Raw genomic sequence first — 15,595 nt, forward strand, 5'->3', positions numbered from 1 at the left:
GTTTGCTCAGCCCAACGTTTCGGGCTGAGCCTTTTCTATCCATTGTGTTCAACGGCATTGCCCAGAACCGTGAGATTTTTAAATGACCATCGCAACAAATAGTGAAAAGCTTATGAATACTGACGCTAGAGCTATCAGCAAGTCAGGCCTACGCGAGAAGCGTCGTGTAGACTGGAAAGAGCGCATCTTCCACGGCTTGTTCCTAACGAGTGCCGTAATCGGCATTGTTTCATTAGCCGTTATTGCATACTTCATCGTTCGAGAGAGTATTCCGGCATTCCAAGAAGCAGGCGTATCGGGCATTGTCTTAGGACAAAACTGGTTACCACCTGCGCTTTACGGTGTCGCCACGATGATTGTGGCATCTATCGTATCGACGGCTGGTGCTGTCATTGTTGGGGTTCCAATTGGTGTTCTGACCGCCATTTTTATCGCTGAAATCGCACCAAAGCGATTAGCAGACATTATCCGTCCAGCGGTTGAGCTGCTAGCCGGTATTCCTTCAGTGGTCTACGGTTTCTTCGGTCTGGTTATTATCGTTCCATTGATTCAGAAGGTATTTGATGTACCTGCAGGTAACACTATCTTGGCCGGTATTATTGTTCTTGGTGTGATGATTCTACCAACAGTAATTACGGTATCTGAAACGTCTATCCGCGCTGTCCCTCGTACTTATAAAGAAGGTTCTTTGGCACTGGGCGCATCGAAAATCTACACCATCTTTAAGTTGCTCGTTCCAGCGGCTCGCTCAGGCATCATGACAGGTGTGATACTGGGTATCGGTCGTGCGTTGGGTGAGACCATGGCGATTATCATGGTTATGGGTAACGCGCCGGCAATGCCAGAAGGCATCCTTGATTCGGCTCGTACACTAACTGCAAACATCGCTATTGAAATGTCTTACGCAAGTGGTGTTCACGCGAACGCACTTTACGCTACAGGTGTAGTACTTCTGGTCTTCATCATGTCGTTGAACGCTGTACTACTGTACCTAAACCGAGAAAAAGCGAAGTAATCGCTCGTTAAAGGTGACTATTATGGATCGCGCAAAACTGAAAAAAGCACGCCAGTTCAAAGATAATGTCTTTAACGCATTTGTCTGGATCTCGGCAGCACTAACGGTAGGTTTTTTGTTCTGGATTATCTGGTACATCCTATCAAACGGTCTACAACACGTAGATTGGAACTTCATTACTGATAACTATACGCGCACAGGTGAAGAGCATGGTATCTTCCCAATGATTGTGGCGACCATTTACATGGTTATCGCTTCTATCGCAGTGGCAGCGCCACTCGGTATCATGACGGCAATCTACTTGACCGAATACGCGAAAGTGGGCAGTCGTTTGGTGAAAATCATCCGATTCTGTACCGAGTCATTGGCGGGTATCCCGTCGATCATTTTCGGCCTGTTTGGTATGACTTTCTTCGTGGCGATTCTTGGCCTTGGCTTCTCGATTCTGTCGGGTGCATTGACGCTAAGTATCCTAATCCTGCCAGTGATCATCCGTACAACGGAAGAAGCGCTGATGGCAGTACCACAAACGTACCGTGAAGGCTCTTATGGCCTCGGTGCTTCTAAGATTTACACTATCTGGCGTTTGATTCTTCCGAGCGCAATGCCAGGTATCTTAACCTCGGTCATTCTGAGTATTGGTCGTGTCATTGGTGAGTCTGCTCCAGTATTCCTGACAGCAGGTATGGTTGCACGTATTCCGGATTCTTTATTAGATTCAGGTCGTACGCTAACCGTCCACCTATACAAACTGACTACCGAACTGTTTACCGTTGAAGAATGGAATCAGGCTTACGGTACGGCAACAGTGCTTATCGTGGTTGTTCTCTTGATCAACATGGTAACGAAACTGATTGCACGACGTTTTAACACCGCAACTTACTAACAACACTAGTTAAGAACGCACGTTAAAAGACACGAATTCAAGAATTAAGAGATTAAGACAATGAACAAATTTGATATTGAAAACCTAGACCTATTCTACGGTGACAACCAAGCACTGAAATCGATCAACTTACCAATTCCAGTTCGCCAAGTAACTGCACTTATCGGCCCGTCAGGTTGCGGAAAATCAACGCTTCTACGCTGTTTGAACCGAATGAATGATCTAATCGAAGGCGTGAAAATTACAGGTAAATTGGCGATGGACGGCGAAGATATTTACGGCAACATTGATGTTGCTGACCTTCGCATCAAAGTCGGCATGGTATTCCAAAAGCCAAACCCATTCCCGATGAGCATTTACGAGAACGTGGCTTACGGCTTACGTGCTCAAGGTATCAAAGACAAAAAGACAATTGATGAAGTGGTAGAGCGTTCGCTGCGCGGTGCTGCACTTTGGGATGAGGTGAAAGATCGCCTTAAATCACACGCATTCGGTCTTTCTGGTGGTCAGCAGCAACGTTTATGTATTGCACGTACAATCGCGATGGAGCCTGATGTGATTCTGATGGATGAGCCAACGTCGGCACTTGACCCAATTGCGACACACAAAATCGAAGAGTTGATGGAAGAGCTAAAGAAGAACTACACCATCGTTATCGTGACTCACTCAATGCAACAGGCGCGTCGTATCTCTGACCGCACTGCGTTTTTCCTAATGGGTGAACTGGTCGAGCACAACGATACGCAAGTGATCTTTAGCAACCCTCAAGACGACCGTACTCAAGGCTACGTAAATGGTGATTTCGGTTAATCCACCGTATTTACAAGCATAACTAAATAACTATAAGCGATGGTAACTTTGCCCCTCTTGATGAGGGGCCTTTTTCTTTTTAAGTCGTGGGCTTATAACGCCTACCAACACAAAAAATCTTGTAAATAAGCATAACTTTCCTCCCCAGTTTATAAAGCATGTAACTTATGTGAAACATGGCTTTAAAAGTGCTGAAGAGCTCTCGAATGTAACACTAAGTCTGATAATTTTGCGAATGACTTAACAGCTCAAATTTGAACGTATTGATTGCATATCATGGCCTAAGTAGTTTTTTATCGAGGATAAAAAAGTAGATTAGGTTGGTAGGGTGAGTTTAAGAAGTTTTACAAGAAAAGTGTCTTCAACGAGGGACCATCGGTTGCTAGCGGAGGCAATCTTTGATCATTTAGAGAGTCTGTTCTCCCCTCAAGCCCTCGCTATTTTTGAAGATCCTTCAATTAACCCTCGTCATTCGATGAGCTTCTCTCGCGGAGAGCTTTACCCAACCCAAAACTATCCTGAGACATTCTGGGAGTGGGCAAGTCAGTTTGATACCTCTGAAAGCATCATACCTCTGGCGATCAACACTTGTAACTGGAATCACACCCGAGATTTAGGCGGTGATAGTTACATCATGATGCTCGACAACACGCCTATCAAACGTACCTACCTACTGATTCAATCTGTACATGCTCGCACAGCACATAATATCTATGAAGAAAGTTACGACGCAATGCAGCTCGCAGCGGCGCGTTGGCAATGTATTCGTGCTGAAAAAAATGCCTCGAAAGAGATCAGGCACAGAGATATTCGTGAAGCGCAATATGTTGATGAGATTAGCCAACGCGAGCGCTTTATCGAAAATATGAAGTTAGTTCAGCAAGTTGCACTCGAAATCTCTAATCCTGATTCTTTAAAGGACTTGTACTACAAAGCCGTCGAAGCGTTACGTGAACGACTTGGGTTTGATCGCTCTACACTGATGCTTCTCGATATGAAAAAGCGTAGCTTCAGTGGTACATACGGTACGGATGAGTCAGGAATTACGATTGATGAATTTCACACACAATATGATTTACACCAACTTAGCGAGGAGTATATCACCGCGTTATCTAGCCTTGAGAGCAACTTAGTGATTGTAGAAGACGCGCCAATATACACAGCAGGCAAGGTCATCGGGCAGGGCTGGAATGCGATGTTGATTTTACGCGATGGCAATGAACCGTTTGGGTGGTTCGCGCTAGATAACTTTATTCATCGTAAGCCGATAACGGCATATCAAAAACAGATGTTGGACTCGTTTGGTTCACTCTTCTCTCAAATTTACATTCGTAAGCGCCAAGAACAAAACGTACGCATGTTGCATTCAAGCATGGTTGAGTTATCACGTTGCACTACTGTCAGTGGAGTATGCAAATCGGCCGTCACTTTCGCCATTAAAAATCTTGGTATTGATCGAATGGCGGTGTTTTTAACTGATGAAAATTGCTCTTACATGCAAGGAACGTGGGGTACCGATATTCAAGGTAATGTGGTGGATGAATCTTACTTCTTTGGCGAAACCCAAGATTTCTCTCTTATAAATCTGGCTCGCTCAATGCCAAACGAAGTCGCATTTGAAGAATCAGTGCCTATTTATCATGACTGTAATATTGTTGGCTTTGGTTGGGCTGCGATGACGGTATTGACTTCAAATAGCAGTGGTCCTATCGCCTTTATCGCTGTTGATAATTTGCTGACACGTGCGCCGTTAACTTCTCAGTTACGTGAAGTGATTCGTATGTTCGCGTCCAGCTTAGCTGAAGTATTGCAACGTACTCAAGCTCAAGAGGCGATTCGCGAATTAAACGAAAACTTAGAGCTGGAGGTTCAGAACCGAACAAAAGAGTTGGAGGAAGCCAATCGACAGCTTGAGGTACTTTCTAAGCTCGATCCTTTGACGCGTCTTGGTAATCGCCGCATGTTAGAACATGTGATGCAAAAATATTGTGCCCTAGAGTGTGAAGACGACATGTCGTTTGGCCTGATCCTGATTGATATTGACCATTTTGGCTTATTCAATAATCACTATGGTCATCTCGAAGGCGATATCGCATTGATGCGAATTGGCTATATCTTGGATCATCATACCAAAGGTGAAGATGAAGTTTTTTGCCGTATCGGAGGTGAGGAGTTTGCATTGCTCATGATTGGTTCTGAGCAAGAGGAGGTTCGACTGAGAGCAGAGTGCATTCGTCAGTGCATCGAGGGCGAGGGGATAAAGCATCGACATAACCCAGAAGGGGAGTTACTCACCGTTTCAGTCGGTTACTCCTGTTATAAAGCGAAAGGCAAAGACTTTAATTTCGACCATTTATATCAGTTGTCGGATAAGGCACTCTATCAAGCGAAGAATCATGGGCGAAATTGTGTAAGGCGATACGAATACGAGCCCCAAGTGTTTGTTGAGTGAGTGATGTTCATAAGAGCAACTTGATAGGGAAGGGGGCGGCGGTTGGTGCTCTAGATAAAACCGCTAAAGCAAATTTGGCCGGATAAGAGAATGGGCAGCTCATGAGAGCTGCCATTGTTATCTAGTTATTTATAGCTTTTCGAGTTGGTGGTCGGTTTTCGTTACGTTTGCTTTGCCAAGGTTTTGAATTTTCGCTAGCAGCGAATCAGGGCTCCAAGGTTGTTGGTTGGCACTAAAATACGCTTGATTCATGGCATTAAGCTCTTGCTTAATTGCTTGTACGTCACCAGGGTTTAACCTGTCTTGATGAGTGGTTAAATACTCATTTACAGAGCGTTCAATTTTCGCAGCATCGCCCTCTTCGATGACTTTTTTTAGCGCGTCGATGCAAAGTGGTTGTTCAGTATTTGAAACCGTTCCACTCGCTGTTATTGACCGCTTTTTCCATGCCCAAATAGCGATTCCCAATGTCATTATCCAAAGCCCTAAGAAAACAAAGGTTAATGTTCGCCAGAGACTGCTCACACCGCCGCTTGATTCAGGACTAGGGGCTGACACTAAAGGTGCTGAAAGAGGCGATTCCGGCAACGTGATTAGCCCAGTGTCATTTTTCTCTACGTCTAATGTTAGCTCTGGTAACGTTGTTTTCTTCGCTTCATCATTTTGACTGTCCCACCAGTTCAAGTCGTATCCTGGTAAGGTATATTTCCTGGCCTCTGTAGGAATAATGACTTGCTTCACCGTCATGGTAACGGTGCCATCTCTCGCGCTATCGAACTTAGGTTGTTCGGGATACACGCGCAGTGAACTCGGGTAACTAATATTGACTCGTGGCAGATATTCGGCTTGTGTACCGCGAGCCTTAACTTGAATGGTTCGAGTGAGTGAAGAACCTTGCTTTACTGTGTTGATCGCGTTAATCGACAGTAGATTACCTTGATCGTCTTGCCAGCTCTGTGTCATTTCTAACGCTGAAGCAGGAAGCCATTCACCTTTAAATTCGCTCGGAATCGGTTTGACCGTGATTGGCATGCGTTCCGCTTTGGTGTTGATAGGCATTATTTTGGTTGAGCCCGTCAAGCTGTCGCCATAAATATAAGAACCGGTCAGTTTAGGACCTATCAAGGTATAAGTGCCTGGTTGATTGGCCGTTAAGCGAAACGACTGCTCTATGACCGCTACTTCTAACCCATTTAAGATCTTCTGTCTTTGTTGTAAGCCACCCAGTGCCTCAAGCTTCATGCCTTCAATCTGCGGAGGTACTATTTGCGGGTTATCTAGGCGTCGAGTGTCCGCTTTAATTAGAAGTTGTATACGTAATGTTGCAGATTGCTGAGGGTAGAGCGTACTGTTGTCGACCGTAATATTAAAGCTAAATAGATCATCAAGATTGGGGTCTGTTTGGCTCGCGTTGACACGTAGTTTGATCGGCTCCGTTTTCATGCCATCAGCGGAAAAACTTGGAATAGTCAGAACACCTTCTTTCATTGGTGCAATTGAGATACTCCACTCGGTACGCACTGATTTTCTTCCGTTAATGTTATTGCTAGAGCGGCCATAACGAGGTTGACCCAAGAAGAAGTCTTTCTCTAGAACATTGAAGTCGATTGAGTCTGAGCTGAGCTCAGTATCTGAAATGATTCTGAGGTTAATCACTTCATTCTTGGCTACTTGTGTTTTATTCACACTAGCTTGAAGTGTCTGTGCCATCACCGAGAAACTGGATATTAGGCTGGCCACAAAAATAAAGACCAGTTTTACGCCTTTGTTCATCACAGGCTTACCACTCCTTTTGAGATTGTTGTGGAGGTTGTTTTTGTTGCGCTTGAAGTTGCATTTGCGCACGGATCAAAAAGCTTGGGTCGCGAGCACTTTCTACTGCTTCTAGTCGACGGAACTCAGGATCATCCTGATGCATTTTTTCGGGATGCGCTTTAGCCTGTATTGGTTCACCTTGATCCTTCACTTGCTTGTCATCTCGTTGCGGTTGATGTTGTTCCGTTTTTTGTTTTTCTTTTTTATTTTCAGAATCTTGCTGATTTTGTGACTGTTGTCCTTGCGCTTCTTTCCCTTCGTTTTGAGACTTTTGTTGCTGTTGCTGTTGCTGTTGCTGTTGCTGTTGCTGTTGCTGTTGCTGTTGCTGTTGCTGTTGCTGTTGCTGTTGCTGTTTTAGCTTTTCTTCTACAACCGATAGGTTTTTCTTCGCGGCTTCAAAGTTAGGCTTTTCCTCTAGCAGTTTTTTATACAAATCAGCCGCATCTTCTAATTGACCATTTTGAGCGAGCGAGTTGGCGAGGTTATAGCGGCCGTTAAGGGAGGCATCATGAGAAAATGCTTCGATAGCGGCTTCGTAGTCACCTTTTTGATAACTGGCGGCTCCTTTCCAGCTTGGGTTTGTAAATAGGTTTTGCGCCTGTTCATACTCACCTTGCTTGTATAGTTCCGCTCCTTGTTGGTCGGCATTTAAGAACGGATTAGCTTCTGCATGCGGTGTCCACGTTACTGGGACTAAAGTCGCAACTACCATCCAAATCAGGCCGCGTCGAAACAGTAAAGCCGCAGGAAGAAGTAACAACGGCAGTAACCAAAAGCCACTGTTGAGACGAGAATCAGTTTTAACTTCTTCGCTTTGGGTCGCAGAAAGCTGGCTACCAATGTTATTAGTAAAGGCCGCGATATTTTCAACATCACGGTTGGTGTGCTGAATAGGAACAAATAGACCGCCAGTTTTATTCGCTAACGTTTGTAGATTTTTCAGATTTGTTTTCGCTACGACGGTTGTGCCTTGTGCCGTTTTTAGCAGAGAGCCGTCGGGCAGCGCGATAGGTGCACCGTTAGGAGTCCCGACGGCAAGAACAGAAATGCGAAACTTTGTACCTTGGACTAAATCTAACGCGCGAGACAGCTCTGACGTATCAAGATCATCCGCTAACACGATGATATCGCCTTGTTGCGTGCCGGCTTGAGAAAACTGGTTGATCGCAAGTTCAATCGCGGCAGGCAGGTTTGCTCCTTGAAAAGGCATCAGCTCTGGTGACAAATTTTCGATAATGCCCGCAAGCGTACTGGAATCAGTTGTCAGTGGACTTAAGTTATAGGCATCGCCAGCGTAAGCAATAAGTCCAGTGGCTCCCTCTTTCCATTTTGGCAGCAAATCGAGCGCCTTATAACGTGTTTGTGCTAGCCGATTGGGTTTGATGTCTGTAGCAAACATAGAGCGAGACATATCAAGTACCAAGATACGGTTTTGGTTTAACTCAAAGCTTGGTCGAGCATTGGACTGCCAGCTTGGCCCCGCTAATGAAATGCAAGTTATTGCCCAAGCTAAACCCCATAGAGTGAAGTAATGCTTAGACTGCGTGTTTTGTCCGAGCATCCGCGATAGGTGAGGGGCAATCAGTGTGGACTTTTGGGCTCTAAATTTGTGATTAAGCAAGAGTGCTATAGGGATCACGATGAGCCCCAAAAGCCAATAAGGATTGAGGAAAATAAACTCAGCCATGTTTTCTCCTTAATAGGAATAACAATACCGATAATACAAATGCAGCGCTTAATGGATATGGAAACCATTCAGACTGTGGGCGCCAAGTTTGTGTGTCGCTAGATACGGGTTCTAGCTGGTTGATTGTGTCATAAATCTTTTCGAGCTCTTCCGTATCTCGCGCTCGAAAATATTGTCCACCTGTCACCTCTGCCACTTTAGTCAGTGTTTGTTCATCTAAGTCGGCTGCGGTGTTGACTTTGCGAGTCATGAAAAACTCTTTCACCATCATTTCACCAGCGCCCACGCCCACGGTGTAAATAGTGGCGTTGTATTTTTTCGCAATTTCCGCTGCTTCTAGCGGCTCGAGCACCCCTGCAGTATTGCTGCCGTCACTGAGCAAAATCATGACTCGTTGGGGAGCATCACTGTCTACAAAGGTTTTTGTGCCTAAACCAATACCATCACCAATGGCGGTTCGTTGACCAACCAAACCGATGACGGTTTGATTAATCTGTTGCATGACGCTTTTTCGGTCTGCAGTGAGTGGTGTTTGCAAATAAGCATGGTCGCCAAACAAAACAACTCCGAGACGGTCACCTTTTCTCTTTGCTACGAAATCAGACAGAACTTTTTTGACTGCTGTGAGGCGATCGATATATTCGCCGTTGAGTTCCATGTCTTCCTGCTGCATCGAACCGGACAGATCGACGACTAACATCAAGTCCCGATATTTGGGTTGGAATTCAACGGGATCACCAAACCAAACTGGACGCGCACAAGCGACGACAAGAAGGCCCCAGATCGCGATTGAAAGCGCTTTTTGCAGCGCTTGCTTAGGTTTGCTGCTATTCTCATTAGTTGGTAAGTACGCCAATTTGATCTCGGCTTGTTGAGATTCTTGTGGCAGGAACTTGTATACCAGCCAGGGGATGGGCAACAAAAACAGTGCCCACCACCAGACAAATTCGATGTTTAGCCATTGGGCAAGATCGGTTATGAGTGTTTGCTCAGTCACGGTTATTTGCCTTTTTCTTTGGTGGCAAAGCGTAGGTTATCCAAAAGACACAATCGTCTACCAAGCTTTGATGCTGCCCTTGGGAAGAATTCTGATACAACGCTTCTTGCCACTGATGTTGTTTGTCTACGAATCGACTTTCTTTGGTATGGCTATCGAGAAATTCATACCAAGCGATTCCGGTTAATGGTGCGATCTCTTCACGCGGAAAGTAACTCAATGCTGCCTGGCGCAATATTTCCAGAGCAGAAGAGGGGGTATGAGGCGCGGTAGGTTGAGTTAAAAGTGTTAATGCTGTCTTTTTTGCGCGTAAGTGTTTTTTACGCCATCTCACATAAAGACAAATGCCGAAAACGAAGAGCAAGGTGGCTGCAAGCACCACCCACCATCCCCAAGCGAGCGGAAACCAATCCGGTGCGTTTGGCAAAATCAAAGGTTCAAGGTCTAGGCTTTGGTTGTTTGTTGTCATTATTATTACTGCTTAATAAATACTGCTTGTCAGTTTGTTAGCTTAATTGTGAAATTAAGGGCCAGCCACTTGATAGCGTGTTAAATGGAATTGCTATTGAATGGCATTGCTGCTTAATGGTTTCTTGATGTTGGGTAAAATGGCTTTCGAGTTCTCTTCGTTGTCCTTTAGAGCCAAAGTTAAACCATTGACTATGCAGCCCATCCGAAGCTTTCACTTGACCTCTAAAGTCTGTTTCGCCTCTTTCTAACGGATCATAAAACTGAACAGCCCTTACGCTATTGTGTTGTTTGAGTCGACGTAGTTGTGCCAGTTCCGTTGGTATTACGTGGGCAAAATCACTGAGCATAATCAATTCGCTGCCTTTTGGGGTGAGCGTATGAAGTGTCTCCAATACTTGTGCATACGGTAGTGTACGAGTGTCGTTGCTTGCAGTACGAGTTACTTGCGCATTATGTATGTCGACTATGGCGTTAAGAATCCGCAGCCCTTGTCTTTGTAAAGAAGAGGGGCGAAATTCAAGACATTGATGTCCGTCATCAATCACTGCGCCGATGCGATCTTTTTTAGCTAGAGTTAGCCAAATTAGAACACTGGCAAAGTGGGCCAATTGAACGGATTTGAGTACATACTTAGATCCAAAATGTAGACTAGAACTTAGATCAAGATAAAGAATGACCGCTTGCTCTTTATCTTCTGCAAACAACTTCGTATGTGCTTTACCGGTCCTAGCGGTGACTCGCCAATCAATGCTGCGAATATCGTCGCCAGGTTGATATTGGCGCACCTCCATAAAATCCATACCTCGCCCTTTTTGGCGACTGGTATGGTTACCACTCATCTGCGACCAGAGACTCTGTGCTGGTGGTAACCAACGTACAGATTGAGTGCGATATTGGAGCAGCTCTTCAAGGGTTAATGTCACCCCATTCGCATGAGGTGGTAATGAATGTGTAGCGGACATATCACTCACTCGTTTATGCACTGCCAACAAGGTTTAGCAGTTTATCGATGACCTGGTTTGCCGTAATGCCTTCAGCTTGAGCGTGGTAACTCAATAATAAACGGTGGCGCAGTACCGGATAAGCCATGGTTTGAACATCTTCCGGAGAGACAAAATCACGACCAGCAAGCCAAGCGTGCGCACGTGCACAGCGATCAAGAGCGATGGTGGCACGCGGACTCACACCCATTGACAACCACTTGTCCAACTCAGTGTCATATTTGTTGGCTTGACGTGTCGCCATAACTAAACGGACGATGTACTGCTCTATCGTTTCCGCCATATGAATATCCAACACTTCTTTACGTGCGGTGAATATATCTTGTTGGCTTAACATTGGGCGTTCAACCTTTGCTTCGCCTTTTGCTTCTCCGCGGTTAATACGCAAGATAGATAGCTCATGCTCCGCATCTGGGTATTCCACTTCTAAATGCAATAAAAAGCGGTCTAGCTGCGCTTCAGGAAGGGGGTAGGTCCCTTCTTGCTCTATCGGGTTTTGAGTTGCCATAACCAAAAACAACTCTGGCAGCGGGTAGGTATGACGACCTGCTGTGACTTGTTTCTCTGCCATTGCTTCAAGCATTGCCGCTTGTACTTTGGCTGGCGCACGGTTTATCTCATCCGCAAGAATAAGCGAGTTGAAGATAGGACCTGATTGGAAAGTGAATTCTCCGGTTTCGGGACGGAAGATATCGGTGCCGGTTAAATCGGCTGGCAGCAAATCAGGGGTGAACTGAATGCGGTGGAAGTCGCCTTCAACACAGTCTGAGAGTGATTTTACTGCACGGGTTTTTGCTAACCCAGGAGGGCCTTCAACTAAAATATGCCCATCCGCAAGAAGCGCAACAAGCAGTTGCTTTACCAGATCTTGCTGTCCGATGATCTGCGACTCTAAGTATTGCTGAAGAGTTTCGAAGTTAGATTTATGCATGCTTTGGACTCTCGGTATCCATGTGATTTTCGTGTTGAGTATTGGTCATTTTCCATGTGAAAAAAGTTCCAACGCTCTATTGCAATTTATCTTTTCAATATTGGGACGCTACAGAGAATTGCAAGTACGTGCTATCTCTGAAAGTGCTTATTTGACAGTGTGTTACATTTATTTTTCATAATATAATGAGAAATGCCTCTAGTTTTGTACATATGAGCCGATAAAGATTCCGTGGTGTGCGTGTCATGAGATATGCACCTGATTCCCCTTGTGGGGCCAATAACAAGTGATTCTTTTAAAAGGTCCGAATATGTTGAAACTTCATTCCTTGAGCATCAAACAGAAGGTTGTACTTGGCATTACGTTTGCTGTTCTAGCATCAACAATCATTGTTGGTGTTATGGCTCAGCGTCATGCGAGAGATGTATTGAGCCATCGTCTTATTGACATCGAGCTACCTGCGATGTTGCAGCAAATCAATACCGAAATTGACCGCGAAGTTGTCGAAATGCAACAAGCGGCAAAACAGCTGGCTACAAACGAATTTATTGTTGAAGCCCTATCTAATACAGACCGTGATCCGTCAGTAGAAGTTCAGTTGGTTCAGCAGCTCAATAACGTTAAATCACAGTATGGTCTTAATGATGCGTCGGTAGCGAATCGTCAAACGGCATATTACTGGAATCAAAACGGATTCTTACGTCAACTTAACCGAACGCAAGATGCTTGGTTCTTTGGATTTACGTCGTCTGGTCAAGAAACGTCCGTGAGTGTGTTCCAAGAGGCAAATGGCGAAGTGAAAATGTTTGCCAATTTCCAAGATCTTAATGGTACATCAATGTCAGGTCTCTCTAAATCTATGGGAGACATGGTTACTTTGCTCAATGGGTTTAAAATTGAAGATACGGGTTACGTGTTCCTCACTAATGAACAAGGCCAGATTCAAATACACCGCCAACAAGGTAAGAACCAAACTTCTATCACTAAACTATTTGGTAGTGACGCAAGTGCGCTGTTGAACAAAAATAGCTTCAACCTAATTAATGTGGAGTTTGAAGGGCAGGATACTTTTGTTTCTAGTTTGTATGTTCCTTCAATGAACTGGTTTGTTATTGGCGTGGTTCCCGTTGATGAAGTATTCGCAGACCTGAATGCGACAGCTAAAAAAATGCTGTTTACGACCATCATTGTTGCCGTTGTATTCATCCTCATGGGCGTATGGTTAGCAAACAGCATTACGAAACCAATCCGACTGATTGCCGATCGTTTTACCGACCTTGGGCAAGGTGAAGGCGATTTGGCGCAGCGTATTGAAATTAAGGGTAATGATGAAATTGCTCAGCTTTCAAAAGGCTTTAATGGATTTATTGAGAAGATTCATGCCACGATAAAAGAGGTTGCTTTAACCAGTGGCTCATTAAGTCAAGCGGCAGAAAGTGTGTCAACGAAAGCAACATCCACACACGACAACAGCCAAGAGCAGCGTGATCAAACCATTCAAGTAGTTGCAGCTATCAACCAAATGGGTGCGACCATCAGTGAAATTGCATCGAACGCTGCTACCGCTGCTGATACGGCAAATCAGGCTTCAGATAACACTCAAACTGGTCGAGAAGTTGTGATGAAAGCAAAAGAGGTGATCAGCCGCCTAGCCGATGATGTTGAAACAACCAATATTGTTGTTACGCAGTTGGCATCGACAACCAAAGATATTGGCTCGATTCTGGGTGTAATTCGTGACATCTCTGAGCAAACGAATTTACTTGCGCTAAACGCTGCAATTGAGGCTGCTCGTGCTGGTGAGCAGGGACGTGGTTTTGCGGTTGTTGCTGATGAGGTAAGAAACCTAGCTTCACGCACGGCTGATTCTACAGAAGAGATTCAGCGCATGATCAATCAGCTTCAAAGTGACGCACAAGACGCGGTAAGTGCTATGGAAGCGGGCAAAGCGGTCACCATAGAAGGGGTTACTTCTACCGATGAAGCAGTCGAGGTATTAATCAGTATTTCTGAACGAATCACCGACATCTCTGATCGTAATACACAGGTTGCAACGGCGACGGAAGAGCAATCCACGGTGGTGCATACCATTAATCAAAATATCGAAGAAATCAACGCGATAAATGAAATGACAACCGCGACAGCAGAAGAGTTGGCGGATGCAAGTCGCGATCTTCAAGCGCTCTCTTCTCGTTTGGACAAGATGGTTGGTAGCTTCAAGTTATAGAGTTGGATAGAATAGGCGAAGTTTAAAAGTTCAATCATTAATTTTAGGTAAGTACTATGAATGACTTCGAAAAAGAACTAGAGCAAATTTCTCAAGAAACCGCTCAGGAGCCAGAAGTAAAACTGCCGTCGCTAGAAGAGCAAAAAGCGATCGTCGCTGAGCTGAAAAAGCTGGAAGCGGAAGGTAAGCTGACGCCAGAAGTGTTAGAACAACACTTTGGTAAGTTTAACCAAAAAAACGCAGTTCCAATCCACTAAGTTAGGTGGTGTTTTGCCTCTAACGTGCGTGATTAAATCACCTGCTCAAACACAAAAAGGGAGTTTATACTCCCTTTTTTAATGTCTGAAAAATGCTAATACCTCTCACATACTTGCCACTTAAAAATTATTGACACTTCAATGAGTTATTAATTAGTACTAGTGATTTTCATACTTGACAATACTACCGCTCTATCTAAATCTATTGCGTATTTCAATAAAAACGACCAAGGGAATGCGATCAGGATGGAGCAGCAAAAAAAAAGAAACGTTATTTTAATCACGGAGGGAAGTCTACAGTCATCTCTGTTGAAAGATGTATTGGAGACCAAACTCGGTATTAGTGTTGCTCTAATCACGCCAGATAATCTGATTCACGGAGTGTTACATGAATCTCTTGCATCAGCCATTATTGTTGATTGCAGCGTGATCACGGATGAAATTTTTCGCCGTTATGCGGAGTTTAAAGCGGCCAAGCAGAAAGACACGCTTGAAATCTTAATTAATTGTGAGCAATCCATATCGACAGAAGATCTCTTTGCTTGGCGTACTTTGGCCGGTATTTTCTATACCTCTGATGATATAAAAACGTTGCAAGTTGGTATTGGTAAGGTGCTTCAAGGAGATATGTGGTTCAGCCGTAAGTTTTCTCAGCAGTACATTACTTACCTTCGTCGACATTGCAAACCTATAAATAAGAATGTTTCCGCTATTCTGACCAAACGAGAGCAACAAATAATTACCTTTCTTTCCATGGGGGCGTCCAATCAACAAATCGCCGAACAATTATTTGTCAGCGAGAATACGGTAAAAACGCATTTACATAATATTTTCAAGAAGATTGATGTGAAAAATAGAGTTCAAGCACTTATTTGGGCAAAGGAAAATATTTCAGACAACTCGTTAACGGTGTAATGCTATTGCAATATTAGGTTGCCTAATTTAGTAAACTCTTAATAATTTCTGTGACCTGAATGTGTTAAAAGTGTTTCTTTTATGAGAAACACTTTTTTTGATTCTCTTTTTAATAACTTTAGAATTTAAAA

General features: G+C 44.4%; 13 protein-coding genes. 7 read left to right on the plus strand and 6 right to left on the minus strand.

Going from position 1 to position 15,595, the window contains the following annotated elements; all coding sequences use genetic code 11:
- Positions 1–82: 82 nt before the first annotated feature.
- The 4 genes from pstC to NL626_RS17525 all read left to right on the plus strand — a co-directional run bounded on the left by pstC (position 83) and on the right by NL626_RS17525 (position 5,163).
- Positions 83–1,015, plus strand: a complete 933-nt coding sequence (pstC, locus tag NL626_RS17510; protein WP_005375154.1) for a phosphate ABC transporter permease subunit PstC — start codon at positions 83–85, stop codon at positions 1,013–1,015.
- A gap of 22 nt (positions 1,016–1,037) precedes the next feature.
- Entirely contained in the window at positions 1,038–1,901 is an 864-nt protein-coding gene (pstA, locus tag NL626_RS17515) for a phosphate ABC transporter permease PstA (RefSeq protein ID WP_005383923.1), read from the plus strand.
- A 60-nt stretch (positions 1,902–1,961) separates the two neighbouring features.
- Positions 1,962–2,711 (plus strand): phosphate ABC transporter ATP-binding protein PstB, encoded by a 750-nt coding sequence (gene pstB / locus NL626_RS17520; RefSeq protein ID WP_005375156.1) that lies wholly within the window; start codon positions 1,962–1,964, stop codon positions 2,709–2,711.
- Positions 2,712–3,039: 328 nt separating this feature from the next.
- Positions 3,040–5,163: a GGDEF domain-containing protein gene (locus NL626_RS17525; protein ID WP_025768552.1), complete on the plus strand. Its 2,124-nt coding sequence runs from the start codon at positions 3,040–3,042 to the stop codon at positions 5,161–5,163.
- Between the two features lie 129 nt (positions 5,164–5,292).
- Here NL626_RS17525 and NL626_RS17530 read toward each other — a convergent pair whose 3' ends face one another.
- Genes NL626_RS17530 through NL626_RS17555 form a run of 6 tightly spaced genes read right to left on the minus strand, consistent with a single transcriptional unit; the run spans position 5,293 to position 12,065 of the window.
- Positions 5,293–6,939, minus strand: a complete 1,647-nt coding sequence (locus NL626_RS17530) for a BatD family protein (protein WP_213901271.1) — start codon at positions 6,937–6,939, stop codon at positions 5,293–5,295.
- 4 nt (positions 6,940–6,943) lie between these two features.
- The gene (locus tag NL626_RS17535) at positions 6,944–8,665 is read right to left on the minus strand and encodes a VWA domain-containing protein (protein WP_253657580.1); all 1,722 of its coding nucleotides are present in this window, start codon (positions 8,663–8,665) and stop codon (positions 6,944–6,946) included.
- Complete coding sequence (locus NL626_RS17540) at positions 8,658–9,662, minus strand: VWA domain-containing protein (RefSeq protein ID WP_025768550.1); 1,005 nt, start codon at positions 9,660–9,662, stop codon at positions 8,658–8,660. Before NL626_RS17540 ends, NL626_RS17535 begins: the two co-directional genes overlap by 8 nt.
- Complete coding sequence (locus NL626_RS17545) at positions 9,655–10,131, minus strand: DUF4381 domain-containing protein (RefSeq protein ID WP_017821862.1); 477 nt, start codon at positions 10,129–10,131, stop codon at positions 9,655–9,657. The genes NL626_RS17540 and NL626_RS17545 overlap by 8 nt, the downstream gene beginning before the upstream one ends.
- Positions 10,132–10,168: 37 nt before the next feature.
- On the minus strand, positions 10,169–11,095 hold the full coding sequence (locus NL626_RS17550) for a DUF58 domain-containing protein (RefSeq protein ID WP_017821861.1): 927 nt from the start codon (positions 11,093–11,095) through the stop codon (positions 10,169–10,171).
- Positions 11,096–11,108: 13 nt separating this feature from the next.
- On the minus strand, positions 11,109–12,065 hold the full coding sequence (locus NL626_RS17555) for a MoxR family ATPase (protein WP_017635415.1): 957 nt from the start codon (positions 12,063–12,065) through the stop codon (positions 11,109–11,111).
- A gap of 310 nt (positions 12,066–12,375) precedes the next feature.
- On the opposite strand from NL626_RS17555, the gene NL626_RS17560 reads away from it, so the two are divergent.
- The 3 genes from NL626_RS17560 (at position 12,376) to NL626_RS17570 (ending at position 15,464) form a co-directional block, all read left to right on the plus strand.
- Positions 12,376–14,292: a methyl-accepting chemotaxis protein gene (locus tag NL626_RS17560; RefSeq protein WP_253657581.1), complete on the plus strand. Its 1,917-nt coding sequence runs from the start codon at positions 12,376–12,378 to the stop codon at positions 14,290–14,292.
- 56 nt (positions 14,293–14,348) lie between these two features.
- Entirely contained in the window at positions 14,349–14,549 is a 201-nt protein-coding gene (locus NL626_RS17565) for a restriction endonuclease subunit S (RefSeq protein ID WP_005375165.1), read from the plus strand.
- Positions 14,550–14,795: 246 nt separating this feature from the next.
- Positions 14,796–15,464: a LuxR C-terminal-related transcriptional regulator gene (locus NL626_RS17570; RefSeq protein ID WP_021707603.1), complete on the plus strand. Its 669-nt coding sequence runs from the start codon at positions 14,796–14,798 to the stop codon at positions 15,462–15,464.
- The last annotated feature ends 131 nt before the right edge of the window (positions 15,465–15,595 follow it).

This window comes from Vibrio sp. Y58_MX_L22 (assembly GCF_024181865.1).
Classification (GTDB): Bacteria; Pseudomonadota; Gammaproteobacteria; order Enterobacterales; family Vibrionaceae; genus Vibrio; species Vibrio alginolyticus.

Excerpts from the sequence above, each read along its gene's own strand:
- pstC (WP_005375154.1), top strand. The coding sequence starts at position 83 with ATGACCATCGCAACAAATAGTGAAAAGCTTATGAATACTGACGCTAGA.
- pstA (WP_005383923.1), top strand. The coding sequence starts at position 1,038 with ATGGATCGCGCAAAACTGAAAAAAGCACGCCAGTTCAAAGATAATGTC.
- pstB (WP_005375156.1), top strand. The coding sequence starts at position 1,962 with ATGAACAAATTTGATATTGAAAACCTAGACCTATTCTACGGTGACAAC.
- NL626_RS17535 (WP_253657580.1), bottom strand. The coding sequence starts at position 8,665 with ATGGCTGAGTTTATTTTCCTCAATCCTTATTGGCTTTTGGGGCTCATC.
- NL626_RS17545 (WP_017821862.1), bottom strand. The coding sequence starts at position 10,131 with ATGACAACAAACAACCAAAGCCTAGACCTTGAACCTTTGATTTTGCCA.
- NL626_RS17550 (WP_017821861.1), bottom strand. The coding sequence starts at position 11,095 with ATGTCCGCTACACATTCATTACCACCTCATGCGAATGGGGTGACATTA.
- NL626_RS17555 (WP_017635415.1), bottom strand. The coding sequence starts at position 12,065 with ATGCATAAATCTAACTTCGAAACTCTTCAGCAATACTTAGAGTCGCAG.
- NL626_RS17560 (WP_253657581.1), top strand. The coding sequence starts at position 12,376 with ATGTTGAAACTTCATTCCTTGAGCATCAAACAGAAGGTTGTACTTGGC.
- NL626_RS17565 (WP_005375165.1), top strand. The coding sequence starts at position 14,349 with ATGAATGACTTCGAAAAAGAACTAGAGCAAATTTCTCAAGAAACCGCT.
- NL626_RS17570 (WP_021707603.1), top strand. The coding sequence starts at position 14,796 with ATGGAGCAGCAAAAAAAAAGAAACGTTATTTTAATCACGGAGGGAAGT.